The 16,171-nt window shown below is 50.3% G+C and carries 15 protein-coding genes; 10 read left to right on the forward strand and 5 right to left on the reverse strand.

Annotated elements, in window-relative coordinates; translation table 11 throughout:
* Positions 1-8: 8 nt before the first annotated feature.
* The 4 genes from pabB (at position 9) to AC1DUO_RS15235 (ending at position 5,603) form a co-directional block, all read left to right on the forward strand.
* A complete protein-coding gene (pabB, locus tag AC1DUO_RS15220) occupies positions 9-1,385 on the forward strand; it encodes an aminodeoxychorismate synthase component 1 (RefSeq protein ID WP_126124251.1) in 1,377 nt (458 codons plus the stop codon).
* Positions 1,382-1,984 (forward strand): CoA pyrophosphatase, encoded by a 603-nt coding sequence (locus AC1DUO_RS15225; protein ID WP_013576186.1) that lies wholly within the window; start codon positions 1,382-1,384, stop codon positions 1,982-1,984. Before pabB ends, AC1DUO_RS15225 begins: the two co-directional genes overlap by 4 nt.
* A 207-nt stretch (positions 1,985-2,191) precedes the next feature.
* Positions 2,192-3,556 (forward strand): L-serine ammonia-lyase, encoded by a 1,365-nt coding sequence (locus AC1DUO_RS15230; protein ID WP_013576187.1) that lies wholly within the window; start codon positions 2,192-2,194, stop codon positions 3,554-3,556.
* A gap of 454 nt (positions 3,557-4,010) precedes the next feature.
* Entirely contained in the window at positions 4,011-5,603 is a 1,593-nt protein-coding gene (locus AC1DUO_RS15235; RefSeq protein WP_013576188.1) for an EAL domain-containing protein, read from the forward strand.
* A 76-nt stretch (positions 5,604-5,679) separates the two neighbouring features.
* Here the strand turns inward: AC1DUO_RS15235 and AC1DUO_RS15240 are convergent, their stop codons facing one another.
* Positions 5,680-7,239 (reverse strand): TerC family protein, encoded by a 1,560-nt coding sequence (locus AC1DUO_RS15240; protein WP_477987827.1) that lies wholly within the window; start codon positions 7,237-7,239, stop codon positions 5,680-5,682.
* A gap of 591 nt (positions 7,240-7,830) precedes the next feature.
* On the opposite strand from AC1DUO_RS15240, the gene manX reads away from it, so the two are divergent.
* From manX to mntP, 5 genes are all read left to right on the forward strand, one after another.
* Entirely contained in the window at positions 7,831-8,793 is a 963-nt protein-coding gene (manX, locus tag AC1DUO_RS15245; protein WP_013576190.1) for a PTS mannose transporter subunit IIAB, read from the forward strand.
* 90 nt (positions 8,794-8,883) lie between these two features.
* On the forward strand, positions 8,884-9,681 hold the full coding sequence (locus AC1DUO_RS15250) for a PTS mannose/fructose/sorbose transporter subunit IIC (RefSeq protein ID WP_013576191.1): 798 nt from the start codon (positions 8,884-8,886) through the stop codon (positions 9,679-9,681).
* Positions 9,682-9,692: 11 nt separating this feature from the next.
* Positions 9,693-10,535, forward strand: coding sequence for a PTS mannose transporter subunit IID (locus AC1DUO_RS15255; protein WP_013576192.1), 843 nt, complete (start codon positions 9,693-9,695; stop codon positions 10,533-10,535).
* 106 nt (positions 10,536-10,641) lie between these two features.
* Entirely contained in the window at positions 10,642-11,100 is a 459-nt protein-coding gene (locus AC1DUO_RS15260) for a DUF986 family protein (RefSeq protein WP_013576193.1), read from the forward strand.
* A 210-nt stretch (positions 11,101-11,310) separates the two neighbouring features.
* Positions 11,311-11,883, forward strand: coding sequence for a manganese efflux pump MntP (gene mntP, locus AC1DUO_RS15265; protein WP_477987829.1), 573 nt, complete (start codon positions 11,311-11,313; stop codon positions 11,881-11,883).
* On the opposite strand, the gene rlmA is transcribed toward mntP, so the two are convergent.
* A complete protein-coding gene (gene rlmA / locus AC1DUO_RS15270) occupies positions 11,875-12,696 on the reverse strand; it encodes a 23S rRNA (guanine(745)-N(1))-methyltransferase (protein WP_477987831.1) in 822 nt (273 codons plus the stop codon). The two genes, mntP and rlmA, sit on opposite strands and share 9 nt — an antisense overlap.
* Before the next feature lie 147 nt (positions 12,697-12,843).
* Here rlmA and pgeF point away from each other — a divergent pair, with 147 nt between their 5' ends.
* On the forward strand, positions 12,844-13,545 hold the full coding sequence (gene pgeF / locus AC1DUO_RS15275) for a peptidoglycan editing factor PgeF (RefSeq protein WP_013576196.1): 702 nt from the start codon (positions 12,844-12,846) through the stop codon (positions 13,543-13,545).
* Positions 13,546-13,604: 59 nt separating this feature from the next.
* Here pgeF and cspE read toward each other — a convergent pair whose 3' ends face one another.
* The 3 genes from cspE to AC1DUO_RS15290 form a co-directional block, all read right to left on the reverse strand.
* Positions 13,605-13,814: a transcription antiterminator/RNA stability regulator CspE gene (cspE, locus tag AC1DUO_RS15280; protein WP_002221949.1), complete on the reverse strand. Its 210-nt coding sequence runs from the start codon at positions 13,812-13,814 to the stop codon at positions 13,605-13,607.
* A gap of 41 nt (positions 13,815-13,855) precedes the next feature.
* A complete protein-coding gene (locus AC1DUO_RS15285; protein ID WP_119261806.1) occupies positions 13,856-13,972 on the reverse strand; it encodes a DUF2627 domain-containing protein in 117 nt (38 codons plus the stop codon).
* A 1,123-nt stretch (positions 13,973-15,095) separates the two neighbouring features.
* The gene (locus AC1DUO_RS15290) at positions 15,096-16,085 is read right to left on the reverse strand and encodes an MBL fold metallo-hydrolase (protein WP_013576197.1); all 990 of its coding nucleotides are present in this window, start codon (positions 16,083-16,085) and stop codon (positions 15,096-15,098) included.
* Positions 16,086-16,171: the final 86 nt, after the last annotated feature.

Genomic DNA, 16,171 nt, shown 5'->3' on the forward strand with positions numbered 1-16,171 from the left:
TACCCGTCATGCCATTCGCCCAACCCGTTGTTTTCCATTCATTACCTTATCAACCCGATGCAATAACTGAACGGTTCGCGCCGCTTTCTGCCTTGCCGTGGGCGATGTTACTGCATTCAGGTTCGGCACAGCACCAGCATAATCGTTTCGATATTCTGGTGGCCGATCCGCTGATCACGCTGACCACACGTGGCAAGCTAACGCAGATTGAGCACAACGGCATGGCCGAAACCCGGGCAGAAGATCCGTTTGCTTTACTGGAAGAGCAAATGGCAGTGGCCGGTTTACGGGCAGAAAGTTCAGCGGATTTTCCTTTTCTGGGCGGCGCACTGGGTTTGTTCGGTTATGACCTGGGGCGCAGGATAGAAACATTGCCTGAAACTGCGGAACGGGATATCGACCTGCCGGATATGGCGGTAGGGATTTATGACTGGGCGCTGATTGCCGATCACCATTTACAGCGCCTGACGCTGATTTGCCATGGTGACGTTTCTGAACGTTTACGCTGGCTGGCCCAGTACCAACCTGTTCCTTCTCCTGCGCCTTTCTGTTTACATGCGCCGTGGCGGGCAAATATGAGCCGCGAAGAATACGGTGAGAAATTCCGTAAGATTCAGGAATATATTCACAGTGGTGATTGCTATCAGATCAATCTGGCGCAGCGGTTTTCGACGGAATACAGCGGCGATGAATGGCAGGCTTTCCTGCGCCTCAATCAGGCTAACCGCGCCCCTTTCTCCGCGTTTCTGCGTCTGCCGGAAAATGCCGTTGTCTGTCTTTCTCCCGAGCGTTTCATCTGGCTGAAAGACGCTGAAATCCAGACCCGCCCGATTAAGGGAACGCTGCCGCGCTGCGAAGATCCGACTGAGGATATGCAGCAGGCAGAACGACTGGCGGCATCGGAAAAGGATCGCGCCGAGAACCTGATGATAGTCGACTTGCTGCGTAACGATATCGGCCGCGTGGCGACACCCGGCAGTGTGCGGGTGCCGGAGCTGTTCGTTGTGGAGCCCTTCCCCGCCGTCCATCATCTGGTCAGCACGATCACCGCCCGGTTACCCGAAACCTGTCACGCCAGCGCCTTACTGCGTGCCTGTTTCCCCGGCGGCTCCATTACCGGTGCGCCCAAAGTGCGTGCCATGGAAATTATCGAAGAACTTGAACCGCACCGGCGCAACGGCTATTGCGGCAGCATTGCATATCTGAGTTGCTGCGGCACGATGGACAGCAATATCACCATCCGCACATTGCTCACCGCACAGGGCAAAATTTACTGCTGGGCGGGTGGCGGGATCGTCGCTGACAGTCAGGAACAGGCGGAATATCAGGAAACTTTTGATAAGATTGCCCGTATTCTGCCTGAATTAGGAGAAATACAGCCGTGACGCTGCTGGAACAACACGCGCCCTTACAGACGTTTTCACCTGCCGTGGAAGATTTCATCCTGCGTTTTCAATTGCAGCAGCCGCGCCTGCCTGCTGCGGCGTTGCGCGGAACCCGCCACGCCGCTGTGTTGATCCCGATTATTTGTCGTCCGGAACCGACCCTTTTACTGACGCGCCGGTCCGATCAGTTGCGTAAACACGCCGGCCAGGTCGCCTTTCCCGGTGGTGCAGCAGATGCTTCCGATGCCTCGATTATTGCCACCGCATTACGCGAAGCGCATGAAGAGGTCGCGATCCCCCCTGAACAGGTTCATATATTAGGCACACTGTCGCCGCAGGACAGCAGCAGCGGTTTTCAGGTCACGCCGGTTATCGGGCTGTTGCCTGTTGATGTACCACTGCATCCCGCGGAAGATGAAGTCGCCGAGTTGTTTGAAATGCCGCTGCGGGAAGCCTTTGATCTCGCACGTTATCACCCCCTGGATATTCACCGCAGAGGCACTCATCACCGGGTTTATCTGTCCTGGTATCAGCAACAATTTGTCTGGGGGCTGACGGCGGGAATCATCCGTCAGTTGGCCCGGCAGGTTGAAGTCTGAGCTCAGTGATTACATTACGATCACACTTTTGCATCAAATAAGTTTATTTCATGCGAAAAATGAAACTTTTGCCTCTCAGCCCTTTTAAACTATAAGTCTATCCATAAGAACAAGAGACCCGTCCATAAGGGCTGTCTCTGGTGTTGGTTCATTTATGGAAGCCAGGGATCCCGTTCCCTGCCGCAATCTATTACAGGAGTATTCGACGTGATTAGCGTTTTCGACATGTTCAAGGTCGGGATTGGCCCTTCCAGTTCCCATACTTTGGGCCCGATGAAAGCAGGCAAACAGTTCGCTGATGACCTGCTGGAAAAGGGCATGATGCCTGCCGTTACGCGTGTCGCTGTGGACGTTTTTGGTTCTTTGTCTCTGACAGGTAAAGGCCACCACACAGATATCGCCATTATTTTAGGTCTGGCGGGCAATCAGCCAGATACCGTCGACATCGACGGCATTCCACATTTTATCCGCGACGTTGAGCAACGTGAGCGTCTGCCGCTGGGCGGAACCCAGCATGAAGTCGATTTCCCACGTGATACCGGTATGGTGTTCCGCGGGGAGAATTTACCGCGTCACGAAAACGCCATGCAAATTCACGCTTTTGCTGGCGACAAGATGATTTACAGCAAAACCTATTACTCGGTCGGCGGCGGCTTTATCGTTGATGACGAGCATTTCGGTCAGCCTGTGCTGGATGAAGTGGCGGTGCCGTACAGCTTTAATTCGGCCAGTGAAATGCTGGCAAAATGTAAGGAAACCGGGCTGTCATTATCCGGTCTGGTGATGAAAAACGAGCTGGCGCAGCACAGTAAGCAGGACATTGAGCAGTATTTCGAGAAGATCTGGCACACCATGCAGGCCTGTATCGATCGCGGCCTGAATACCGAAGGCGTTCTGCCTGGCCCGTTGCGGGTGCCGCGTCGTGCTTCTGCCCTGCGCCGGATGCTGGTGTCTAACGACAAACTTTCCAGTGACCCGATGAACGTGATCGACTGGGTGAATATGTTTGCCCTCGCGGTTAACGAAGAAAACGCGGCAGGCGGACGTGTCGTGACGGCACCCACCAACGGCGCATGCGGCATTGTGCCTGCGGTGCTGGCGTATTATGACCAGTTCATTCAGTCGGTCAGCCCGGACATTTATCTGCGTTATTTCCTGAGTTCCGGTGCTATCGGTATTCTGTATAAAATGAATGCGTCGATTTCAGGCGCTGAAGTGGGCTGTCAGGGTGAAGTTGGCGTAGCCTGTTCAATGGCGGCGGCAGGCTTGACGGAATTGCTTGGCGGCAGCCCGGAACAGGTGTGCGTTGCGGCCGAAATTGGCATGGAACACAATCTGGGATTAACCTGTGACCCTGTTGCCGGACAGGTTCAGGTACCGTGCATCGAACGTAATGCCATCGCGTCAGTGAAAGCCATTAATGCCGCCCGTATGGCATTACGCCGCACCAGTGAGCCGAGAGTTTCATTGGATAAAGTCATTGAGACAATGTACGAAACCGGTAAAGATATGAATTCCAAATATCGGGAAACCTCGCGTGGCGGTCTGGCGATTAAGGTTCAGTGCGACTGATCCGGTCGAAAAGATGACCTCTTCCTGCGGTATTTTCAGGTTGTATTAATTTCAACCAATTTACCGCAGGAAATACCACCTGGCCGGTAGCCGGCAGCAATAAAACCTTCGCTAACAACAACCTGTTGTATTATCAATACATAATGGTAGTGAGACTTGCATTATACCCTGCAGGTGCGGCATGCTGATTTCCGCCTGATTTCCCCTGTCCGGGTCCCCCTTATTACGTCTGCGTAAATGTCGGAAATGGACAGGAAAAACCTCAGTGACACTGTCACCTGTATGTTTTTTTCGATTTGAACAGAGAAATATAGGGAGTTTGCCGCTACTCAAACTGAGCGCCCGACGATTTACAGCTACTCTCTATAAAAACGAAATGGCTGTTACGCATCGGTAACCCTTTAAAATAATAATTTTGAGCCTGCCTTTAACTCGGGATAAAAGGATTAGAACGATGCTGTTCTCCCAGACCGGACTCGCGAAGTATCGCTACTATCGCATTGCCCTCGCCAGTGCCATGGGGATATGTACGCTGCTTCTGACGCTGGGCATTCGTATCTACGAACAAGCCCAGGTTATCGCCGAAGATCAAAAACGTGTGGCTGTTCACACCGTTGAAAAACTGGAAAAATTGCTTGAACCCGCTTCTCCGGCCGGCAAAATTATTCCTTTCGACCAGACACTCGCCTGTAAGGCACAGCAACCTCTGTTGCAACAAACCGTCGCCCGCATGCAAACATTACGTTCAATCAGTCTCGTCAGCAACGGCACCATTGTTTGTTCAAGCCTGGTAGGCACGCTGGATCTGAATTTCAATCAAACCTTGCCTTCCTTCGCACAGGGTAAAACCCAACTTGAGTTGCGCGCCTCGAAATGGAGCCGTGTCAATACACCGACGCTGGTTTTATGGCATCCGACCACACCGGATAATCTTAACGGTGAACTGTTTGTCTATAACATCGGGATCTTGTCGAATTTCCTGCTCGAGCCCCAACCGCCTTATGCCAGCCACATCGTTCTCAACGTCGGACAACAAAATCTCGAATACGGCAAAAATTCAATCATCAACACCAGTGCCCTGCCGCGCGCCCCTTTGCTGAGCGCCCGATCGGAAAAATATGATTTTGCGGTCTCTATTTATGGTGAAGAAGCCAGCACACTGGCCTGGGAGGAGCTGTTTTCACATCTGCCGCTGTCGGTTCTGATCAGCCTGCTGACAGCAACAGCCATTTATCTGTTCTCCGGCAGTCGCATCAGTCTGGCTTATCCGATCAGCCACGGCATTTCCCACCGCGAGTTTAAAGTTTATTGTCAGCCCATTATTAACAGTACGGATGGCCGTTGTATTGGCGTGGAAACACTGATGCGCTGGAAAAACCGCCGGCAGGAATGGGTTTCGCCCGATGTGTTTATTCCTCTGGCTGAACAGCACGGCTTAATCATTGCGCTGACACGCTATCTCATTCAGACAGTCGCTGAAAATCTGTCCGTATTTCCGGCAACGCCGGGTTTTTACGTCAGTATTAATGTTGCAGCACAACACTTTAATAATATGGAAATTGTTGATGACATCCGAAAGCTGTGGCTTCCGGCGCAGCCGTCAGTTTCTCTCATGCTGGAGCTGACGGAACGGACGCGGTTACAGGAGTTACGTGCTGCTGAGATTTCACAGTTGAAAGAAATGGGTATTCTGCTGGCCATTGATGATTTCGGGACGGGTCACAGTTCCCTGAGCTATCTCAAAACCCTTAATCCCGATGTGCTGAAAATCGATCAGGCGTTTACGGCCTCAATTGGCACCGATGCGATTAACGCCACCGTCACGGATACCATCATCACACTGGCGCAGCGTCTCAATCTAAAGCTGATTGCTGAAGGGGTGGAAACCCGTGAGCAGGTAGATTATCTGCGCGAACGCAGGGTCGATTCATTGCAGGGCTACTACTTTGCCCGCCCGATGCCTATAGAAGTATTCCCAATCTGGCTGGAACGTTATAAAAAAACTACGCAGAACATGGAATTGCAGGATAATACAGATCCGGTCTGAAGGTGAGAACCCGTTTTCCCCGACCATAAAAAACGGCGACCTGAGTCGCCGTTTTACATCCCGAAATAAAGCCCCGTTACTGGTCTTCATCMCATTTGTCTTCTGATTTCAGCCGCGTAATACGCACGCGTTCGATACGGTATTCCGACACGTCAAGAATTTCAAAGTGCAGCGACGCCATTTCGATCACTTCACCCACGACCGGCATTTGTCCTGATTTCGACAGCAGCAGCCCAGCAAGAGAAGCAAAATCGTCGTCAGCATTCACCAGCGTTTTGACGTCCAGAATTTGCTGCAACAGATGCAAATCGGTTCCGCCTTTAGCAATCCAGCTATCACCGTCAGTCACGACGTCCGGCGTTTCATCTTCGTCCGGGAATTCACCCGCGATGGCCTCCAGCACATCCAGCGGCGTCACCAGCCCCTGAATCACACCAAACTCATTGCTGACCATCACCAGACGACCTTTGGCTTTACGCAGAACGGCTAACAAGTTGATGACATCCATGGTTTCCGGCACCACAATCGGCGGCGTTTTTTCCGCGAACGCGACAATGCTTTCACCGTTTTCCAGCGCCACCAGCAGATCTTTGGCACGCACCACACCGATAACATCATCCAGTGAATAACGGCAAATCGGGAACAGGCTGTGCGGCGTATCGAGAAGCTGACTGCGGATTTCATCCGGTGACTTTTCACAGTCTACCCAGGAAATCTCGGTGCGTGGCGTCATGATGCTGCGCAGGGAGCGTGACGCCAGCGTCAGCACGCCGGTGATCATGTGACGTTCTTCTTCCGCAAAGGTTTCACCGGCTGGCAATACATCGCCAGCGGGCTCATCTTCATGCTCATTCTGGCGTTTCCCGCCCATCAGTCGCTGAATAGCTTCCGCTGTACGTTCACGCATCGGACGGCTGGACTGGCTTTTCAGGAAGTTGCGGCGCGCAATCTGATTGAACAATTCAATCAGGATAGAGAAACCAATCGCGGCGTACAGGTAACCTTTCGGAATGTGGAACCCGAAGCCTTCAGCAATCAGACTCAGACCAATCATTAGCAGGAAGCTGAGGCATAGCACCACGACGGTTGGATGATTGTTTACGAAACGGGTCAGCGATTTCGATGCCAGCAGCATCACGCCCATGGCAATAATCACTGCAGTCATCATGACGGCCAGGTTATTCACCATACCGACGGCGGTTATCACCGCATCCAGCGAGAAGACCGCGTCCAGCACAACAATCTGCGCCACCACAGCCCAGAAGCTGGCATAGCCGCGATTCGTTGTTCCATGCTCGTCATGCCCTTCCAGCCGCTCATGCAGCTCTGTGGTGGCTTTGAATAGCAGGAATATCCCCCCGACTAACAAAATCAGATCACGGCCGGAGAAACTGAACTGCGCAATACTGAACAGCGGCGTGGTCAGTTTCACCATCCACGAAATCAGTGACAGCAAACCTAAACGCATGATCAGCGCCAGCGAGAGGCCGATGATACGGGCTTTATCACGCTGCTTCGGTGGCAGTTTATCGGCAAGAATGGCAATAAAAACAAGGTTGTCGATACCCAGAACAATTTCAAGCACGACAAGCGTCAGCAAACCGACCCAAATTGAAGGGTCCATCAAAAATTCCATGTCAGACTCCGCAATGAGTTAAAGAAAAAAGACGCACAAAAACACCACACCCCAGGCTGTCAGATGACCGTCCGGAAGTATTGGCTGCAGAAATAGCAGATGAAAGCGGTTTCAGTGCGGCTGAAATCAGGCCCATCGGGGCAGATTTGCCGGTAAGAATGAGGTGAAAAAGCGAAGAATAGTGACGTCGGTGACAGTCCATAGGGAGGGCTGAGGCCCGGTACTCCTGTTCAATTATTCGGAAAATCACTTTATCAGGAATGATTATTTGAAGAAAGAGTGATCTTTTACCTTCAGCATCAGTTTGTAACATCTATGCTGTTTTAATGTGCGATGTGAAACCGTATTCACAATACGTCGTTCAATAACGGACAGTCGTCACAAAAATTATTTTTTCGCACACTAAAATAAATCACGTCGCACAACCCGTTGAGGTTCTGCAATTTATAGTTTTGCAGTCTTATCAGAAATTAAGGACAGTCAGGACGCACGGAATGCCCCGTCCGCCTCAGGAATAAAAACGGGCGGATATCATCAGCACCATTACTTATGTGCATAACTCTTTCCCAGAGTTAACAGAGGAGGTAGCGAGTGAGTATTGCTATTATCATCGGCACGCACGGGTCAGCAGCTGAGCAATTGCTGAAAACAGCGGAAATGATTTTAGGTGAACAGGATAATGTCGCCTTTATTGATTTCGTTCCCGGCGAAAACGCCGAAACCCTGATCGAAAAGTACACGGCTAAGTTGGGTGGTTTAGACACCAGCAGCGGCGTCCTTTTCCTGGTCGACACCTGGGGTGGCAGCCCGTTCAATGCCGCCAGCCGTATTGTTGTCGATAAGGAAAATTACGAAGTTGTCACCGGTGTTAACATCCCGATGCTGGCAGAGACTTTCATGGCACGTGATGACAATCCTGCTTTCGCAGAACTGGTTGCCATTGCAGTGGAGACGGGTCGTATCGGCGTAAAAGCGCTGAAAACCCCTGAACCTGCCGCTCAAGCCCCTGCCGCCGCCCCTGCGCCAAAAGCAGCCGCCCCGGCGAAACCTGCCGGTCCGAACGACCATATGAAGATCGGCCTTGCCCGAATCGATGACCGTTTGATCCATGGCCAGGTCGCGACCCGCTGGACCAAAGAAACCAACGTGACACGCATTATTGTTGTCAGCGACGAAGTGGCTGCCGATACCGTGCGTAAAACGTTGCTGACTCAGGTTGCTCCTCCTGGTGTTACCGCACACGTTGTTGACGTTGCGAAAGCCATTCGTGTCTGGGACAACCCAAAATACGCGGGCGACCGCGTGATGTTGTTATTCACTAACCCGACTGACGTTCTGCGTCTGGTTGAGGGTGGCGTGAAAATTACCTCCGTAAACATTGGTGGTATGGCTTTCCGCCAGGGTAAAACTCAGGTGAATAACGCCGTGTCTGTCGATGAAAAAGATATCGAAGCATTCAGGAAACTGAATGAAAAAGGTATCGAACTTGAAGTGCGTAAAGTCTCTACTGACTCACGCCTCAAGATGATGGATCTCATTAATAAAATGAATTAATAAGCGCGCCGTTGTTGGCAGATTCCCTCAACGTTATCTGTCTGGTGTGCCTGTTTATACTCAGCGTCCTTTGGTCATAGGAGAAGTGCAATGGAGATCACCACACTACAAATTGTGCTGATATTTATTGTCGCATGTATTGCCGGGATGGGTTCGATCCTGGATGAATTTCAGTTTCACCGTCCGTTAGTCGCCTGTACTTTGATCGGTTTTGTTCTTGGTGATGTAAAAACCGGGATCATCATCGGGGGTACTCTGGAAATGATCGCGCTTGGCTGGATGAACATCGGTGCTGCTGTTGCGCCAGATGCTGCCCTCGCCTCTATCATTTCTACCATTCTGGTTATCGCAGGCGGTCAGTCTGTCGGTGCCGGTATCGCACTGGCGATACCGCTGGCAGCAGCAGGTCAGGTATTAACCATCATCGTTCGTACCATCACCGTCGCCTTCCAGCACGCAGCGGATAAAGCGGCTGAAAAAGGGAATCTGAGCGCGATTAGCTGGATCCACGTTTCAGCACTGATCCTGCAGGCAATGCGTATTGCCATCCCTGCTGTGATTGTTGCTGTGTCTGTGGGTACTGCTATTGTTCATGACTTACTGGCTTCAATCCCTGAAGTGGTTACCAACGGTCTGAACATCGCTGGTGGTATGATCGTCGTCGTGGGTTACGCCATGGTCATCAACATGATGCGTGCTGGCTACCTGATGCCGTTCTTCTACCTCGGTTTCGTTACTGCTGCATTCACCAACTTCAACCTGGTTGCACTGGGTGTGATTGGTGTGGTGATGGCTGTTCTTTACATCCAGTTGAGCCCGAAATACAACAAGTCTGCGCAAGCGGCGGCTGCACCGGGTGTTAACGATCTCGACAACGAATTGGATTAAGGGTGAAGGACATGGTTGATCAAACTGCAGTTAAAAAACTCACGGCCAGCGATATTCGCGGTGTGTTTATACGCTCCAACCTTTTCCAGGGGTCATGGAACTTCGAACGTATGCAGGCTCTGGGCTTCTGCTTCTGTATGGTGCCTGCAATCCGTCGTCTCTACCCTGAAAATAACGACGATCGCAAAGCGGCTATCAAACGCCACCTGGAATTCTTTAATACCCATCCTTACGTTGCGGCTCCGGTTCTGGGTGTGACGCTGGCGATGGAAGAACAGCGTGCCAATGGCGCACCTATCGACGACGCGGCCATCAACGGCCTGAAAGTCGGTCTGATGGGGCCTCTGGCCGGTGTGGGTGACCCGATCTTCTGGGGTACTGTGCGTCCGGTGTTTGCTGCATTGGGTGCGGGTATTGCGATGACCGGCAGCTTGCTGGGTCCGTTGCTGTTCTTTGTTCTGTTTAACCTCGTACGCCTGCTGACCCGCTACTACGGCGTGTCTTATGGCTACAAAAAAGGTGTCGATATCGTTAACGATATGGGCGGCGGCTTCCTGCAAAAACTGACCGAGGGGGCGTCAATTCTCGGCCTCTTTGTCATGGGGGCCCTGGTTAACAAGTGGACACACGTTAACATTCCGCTAGTCGTGTCGAAAATCACCGACCAGACGGGTCATACCACCGTCACCACTGTCCAGACTATTCTGGACCAGCTGATGCCGGGTCTGGTGCCATTACTGCTGACCTTCGGTTGTATGTGGCTGTTGCGGAAGAAAGTGAATGCGTTGTGGATCATCGTTGGCTTCTTCGCCATCGGTATCTTCGGTTACTGGATTGGCCTGCTAGGTCTCTGATAACCTTCAAAGCCGGGGAAATCTTTCCCCGGCTTTTTTGTTTCTGCTATTGATCTCTTTGTCATTTTTACTTTGCTTTGCCTGATGGCTGTTAGCTGGAGTTTTCATGTCTGTAACCGATATCGTCCTCGCCCTTTTCACTCTCCTGTTGCTTGCCTACGCCATCTATGACGAATTCATCATGGGTACACGCAAGGGTAAAACTCGCCTGCGGGTCAACCTGCGCCGCCGTAACAGACTCGATTCGATTATCTTTATCGGTCTTCTGGCTATTCTTCTTTATAATAATATCCATGCGAATGGCACCGTTATTACCAATTATTTACTGATCGGCCTGGGGCTGATTGCTTTTTATCTCTCTTTTATTCGCTGGCCAAAAATGCTCTTCAAAGAGGAGGGTTTTTATTTCGCCAACACTTTCATCACCTACGATCGGATCCGCAGTATGAATCTTTCTGAAGACGGTATCCTGGTATTTGAATTAGAACAGAAAAAGTTATTAATTCGCGTAAACGAACTGGATGATCTTGAAAGAATATATAAAATTATGGTTAATAATCAATAGCTTGAATTTAGACCATGAGTTATCAGTTATAGCATAGTGCATATTTCCCAGGATTTAAGTTAACCTTACAGATAACAATGTTGATAAATACCTTGTCAATAATATTGTTATTCCCCAACATACGGCATTATTTAAAACCCCATTTTATTTGGTGTTGTCCCGAATAAAAATAGTGTGGTAAGGTTGCGCCGTTATTTGGGGGCTATTCTCGTGAACTTATCCGCTACGCTTATTCTTGCATTTGGCATGTCCATGGACGCCTTCGCCGCATCAATTGGCAAAGGCGCCAGCCTTCATCGTCCTTGCTTTCGCGAGGCCTTCCGCACGGGTTTTATTTTCGGTGTCATAGAAGCCATAACGCCACTGATTGGCTGGTATATGGGCTTATTTGCCAGCCAGTACATCATGCAGTGGAGCCAGTGGGTCGCGTTTACCCTGCTGTGTATTCTGGGCACACGCATGATCATCGAAGGGCTAAAAAATAAGCCGGAAGATAACCTGACAACGGCAACCCGTCACGGGTTCTGGATCCTGGCTGCAACGGCTATCGGCACCAGTCTGGATGCTCTGGCGATCGGCGTCGGTTTAGCTTTTCTTGAAGTGARCATCATCCTTACCGCGCTGCTCATCGGTATGGCGACCATGGTGATGTCAACGCTCGGGATAATGGTCGGGCGTTTTATCGGCCCGCTGTTAGGCAAATGGGCCGAAGTTTTAGGAGGTGCGGTTCTGATAGGAATTGGGTCGAGCATCCTGCTGGAGCATCTGGGTTATTTACGCTGACGCACGCTGATGTATCCTGATGAGGAAGTCTGTCTCGCATTCAAAGGCTGTCTGAGCCTTTAAGTTGGCCATCACTTCTTCTGTCGCACGCCATGCAAATGGCGTCATCTGCAATAAATCAAACGCCTGCTCTCCGGAAAGCATCATGTCATAGGCGAGCGCTTCCGTACTTATCCGGTCAAAACCTTCCAGCTGCTCATCGAGATCAGCATGCAGTTGTACATCCTGGTATATCAACCCTTTCAGCTGATATAAATGACGTGGTCCCGGTGCCACCGTAACCACCAGGCCGCCCGGTTTTATCGCCCGGTACAATTCCTGCGCCTTACAGGGTGCATAAATACGAATGACCGCATCCAGTGAACCCTCAGCAAAAGGTAAGCGATGGCTGGAAGCCACACAAAATGACACATCGCGATAACGTTTGGATGCATAACGGATGGCCACTTTCGAGACATCCAGCCCAAACACTTTCAGCGCACGTTTTTGTGWGAGCCTCTCAGCGAATGCGGCGGTGTAGTACCCTTCCCCGCAGCCAATATCCAGCAATGTGTCCGCCGTTTGCGCGATGACGTCGTCCAGAATATCTGTCAGACGGTCACGCAAAGGCTGGTAATGGCCTGCATCAAGAAAAGCACGACGCGATATCATCATTTCCGGGCTGTCACCCGGCTGCTTTGAGCGTTTGTGCTGTACGGGCATCAGATTGACATACCCCTCTTTCGCGTTATCAAACTGATGGTTGGCGGGACAACACCATTGCTGACCGGCCAGCGTAAGCGGCTGGAAACAAAGCGGGCACTGATAAGTCATGCGGAAAACCTGCAAGAAAAGTCTGAGGGGGCGAAAATTCGCAATAGTGTTAAGTCTAAAGAAGGTGCTCAGGGGTTGCAACTGCTGGAAAATCCCGCTCAAAGGCGGCTACACTGGTTGCATCACATTTCTCTAACGAGACACAAGATGAGTGACCACTCAGCTTTACTCAGTCAAATCCCCGGTATTGTGCATGGCTTCGGCGATAAACAGGCGTTGCTGCCTGAACATCTGCAAAGCTATGAAGCGACCTGTCCCGGAAAAAAACAGGTACACGGCACACGGATTGTCGATGTGACAGTYGCAGGCCAGGAATGCGGTGAGGCGGATGGCTTCATCACCGCTATGCCGGGCATTCTTCTTGCCGTTTTCACTGCAGACTGCTTACCGGTAATTTTCTGTCGCAAAGATGGCAGAGAAGTTGCGGCAGTGCACGCAGGCTGGCGCGGGCTGATTGACGGCATTCTGGAGCAAATGGCACAGCGGATTAATCAGTCGGGTGATACTTCTGACTGGTTTGTGTCTGTCGGCCCGTCCGCAGGAGCCTGCTGTTATGAAGTCAGTCAGGAACTGATTGATACTTTTCTGCAACGTCTCGATTTACCCCCTGCACTCATCTCACCAAGCCACCGCCATCTTGATCTGGTTGCCATTGCTGAAGCCAAATTGCGGGCGTTAGGATTTGCAGGCGTTGATCGCGCAGGCCGTTGCACGATTTGCTCGCCCGATGCAGCCGGAACCGGATTCAGGTACACGAGTTTTCGCCGTAACAGCCATCAGCGGGCGCAGGACCCGACACACCCGGGTATCAGCGGACGTAACCAGCAATCAGGGATCATGATCCTCTGAGCCTGAACGGCTGACACAAAAAAACCCGCCTTGGCGGGTTTTTTTACAGCTAACGCTGCTTAGATTGCAGTTACGTTAACTGCTGACGGGCCTTTCTGGCCGTCTTGGATTTCGAACTCTACGTTCTGGCCTTCAGCCAGAGTTTTGAAGCCGTTACCCTGGATTGCAGAGAAGTGTACGAACACATCTTTGCTGCCGTCAGCAGGAGTAATGAAACCGAAACCTTTAGACTCGTTGAACCACTTAACTTGACCTTTGATCTTTGCCATCTTGAGTATTTCCTTTGGATTGTTTAAACCGCCCAGCGGCGTTACATAGACAAACTAGAGTCGTTACTGCTTGAGGCACTAAGATTAGAATCGGCAGAGAAGCGGTATTCAACGTTAACGTCTTTACTCAGAACTTCTATACTGAAAATGCCACACATATACAGAACTGTACCTCGTTTTACCCAGATGCGTTATCACATACTCTGAATTCGATGGCAAGCCATTTTTAATCAGTGATGGACATGTCGCACATATTTGAGCCGGTTAAAGGCACTTCGTGTTCAGTTAAGCTGAAATATGTTGATAGACATGCTTTTTTCTGCTTTGCAGTTTTACCTGCATATCAAACAAAACAATAACGACCTGTTTCGATTATTGATCATTTAATGCAGAACCGTAAGCGTAAAACACACCTTTATTTGAATTTTTATTGCGGGAGCCAGCTAAAACTCTCCGCTTCTGTGCCCATTTGGCACCGCTTTACAGGCCTTACAGCGTGAGATCAGGTCCGGTGACAGCGCATCACACGGCGTTTGCGGCACTTGTGCAACAGAACGGGTATATGCACAACGTCAGTGCCTCCCAATATGACTGGTTATGCAATAATCAATTACGCCATAGACGGATAAAATGGTGCAAAACAAACAGTGAAAATCAATAAATGCACCTTAACTGTGCGCCTGTACTTCCTGCCTGATAATAGCCCAAACCCAACCGGCTTCAGGCAAAATGAATTCCAAATTACGACACCCGGTAATGACTATTTTTTATCGTGGTGATTTTGACAATATAATGAATTAAAGTTTGCGAGTTGGTTAAAACAACATAACAGTTTGCCGATACTCCCGGCCGCCTTATTCAAATACTAAATATCCATATGAAAAACTAATATTAATTACCGTGATCAAAATCCCATATCAGCTTTCTATTCATACTCAGATCACGCTGAAATCGTCTCATTACCTGCCAGAAGCCAACCACGATAGTCTGACAGACAACCCGCCTGCGTTGCAGGCAGGCGAAGCGCAGTTCAATGCCCTGTTTAGCAACAAAAAAATCCATTTTTTCTGACAAAAAGAAGTCTCTCCGCGCTTACAAAAAACATTCTGTTTTGATAAAGATGAATTGAGCAGGTAATTAATCTATCTGACCTAATAATTAACATTCACATAACACACACGAAGTGTAAGTGTTATAAAAAATGTCACCCAACTGATAATACTTCTCATTTCATAGGTGAAGTAGCTACTTATATATTCCCAATACCGGTGGAAATGATATTCAATCTTTAGAAATGCTTGCGCCAATTTTTAATGGTTTAAATTCCATTTCAGGCGATTCACTTTGACTTATGGCTTCCGCTAATTCAATCAGTGGCTGATCCAGTGATTCATCGGCTAATTCAAAAACCCCCCAATGAATGGGAACCGCCTTTTTACAACACAGCTCAGTAAACACAGCCACTGCCTGTTGCGGGTCCATATGTTGCGCACGCATGAACCATCTTGGTGCATAGGCGCCGACAGGAATTGCGGCTAAATCGAAAGGTCCCAGACGTTGTCCAATTATTTCAAACTGATTGCTGTACCCGCTGTCGCCGGAAAAAAAGAACCGCAAACCGGGATGGCTGACCACCCATCCACACCAGAGAGACCGGTTTCGATCCCATAATGTCCGCATACTCCAGTGGCGCGCCGGCACAGCTGAAAACTTCAGCTCACCAAACTGCTGCTCATCCCACCAGTCGAGTTCCTCGATGTATCGTGCCCCGCGCCGTTCCAGCCAACGCTTTATGCCCAAAGGCACCATAAATTGCACTTCCGGGAAACGTCGCAATAGCTTGCGGACCGTCGCGCTGTCGAGATGGTCATAATGATTGTGGGATAACAGAACAACATCAATCGGTGGAAGTTCTTCTACCGTAACAGCAACCGGCGTTTTTCGCTCAGGCCCGTAGAAACTGAATGGCGAAGCACGATGAGACAATGCAGGATCCATCAGGATATAGCGCCCGGCAACACGCAGCAATAAACAGGCATGTCCTAAAAACCATAAACGATCATCAGACCCGCTGAAGTCGGCAGCCTGCCACCACTGGCTGACAAAATGTTCGTAACCTTTCGCCGGAGGCGCAGGCAGGCGAAGTTCCTTGCGCTCTTTCCTCCAGCGCTTGAGATCACCCTCCTGCCGGTCATGGGGTTCGGCATTGGTAAAACCATCCGGTGTGTGATGTGTTTTTGACGGGTCGTAAAAGGGATTTTTACCTGACATAAGGCTCCATGAGATCACTATTTTATCGGCGGCAGCGTAAAGCCATGAGGCAGATTAATTAGCATACTTATTGAGCGCACTACAGA

It is taken from the genome of Rahnella sp. P4_A8 (assembly GCF_056402435.1).

Coding starts and splice junctions, on each gene's coding strand:
- pabB (WP_126124251.1), top strand. CDS start 9: ATGCCATTCGCCCAACCCGTTGTTTTCCATTCATTACCTTATCAACCC.
- AC1DUO_RS15235 (WP_013576188.1), top strand. CDS start 4,011: ATGCTGTTCTCCCAGACCGGACTCGCGAAGTATCGCTACTATCGCATT.
- AC1DUO_RS15250 (WP_013576191.1), top strand. CDS start 8,884: ATGGAGATCACCACACTACAAATTGTGCTGATATTTATTGTCGCATGT.
- AC1DUO_RS15255 (WP_013576192.1), top strand. CDS start 9,693: ATGGTTGATCAAACTGCAGTTAAAAAACTCACGGCCAGCGATATTCGC.
- AC1DUO_RS15260 (WP_013576193.1), top strand. CDS start 10,642: ATGTCTGTAACCGATATCGTCCTCGCCCTTTTCACTCTCCTGTTGCTT.
- cspE (WP_002221949.1), bottom strand. CDS start 13,814: ATGGCAAAGATCAAAGGTCAAGTTAAGTGGTTCAACGAGTCTAAAGGT.
- AC1DUO_RS15285 (WP_119261806.1), bottom strand. CDS start 13,972: ATGTGTGGCATTTTCAGTATAGAAGTTCTGAGTAAAGACGTTAACGTT.
- AC1DUO_RS15290 (WP_013576197.1), bottom strand. CDS start 16,085: ATGTCAGGTAAAAATCCCTTTTACGACCCGTCAAAAACACATCACACA.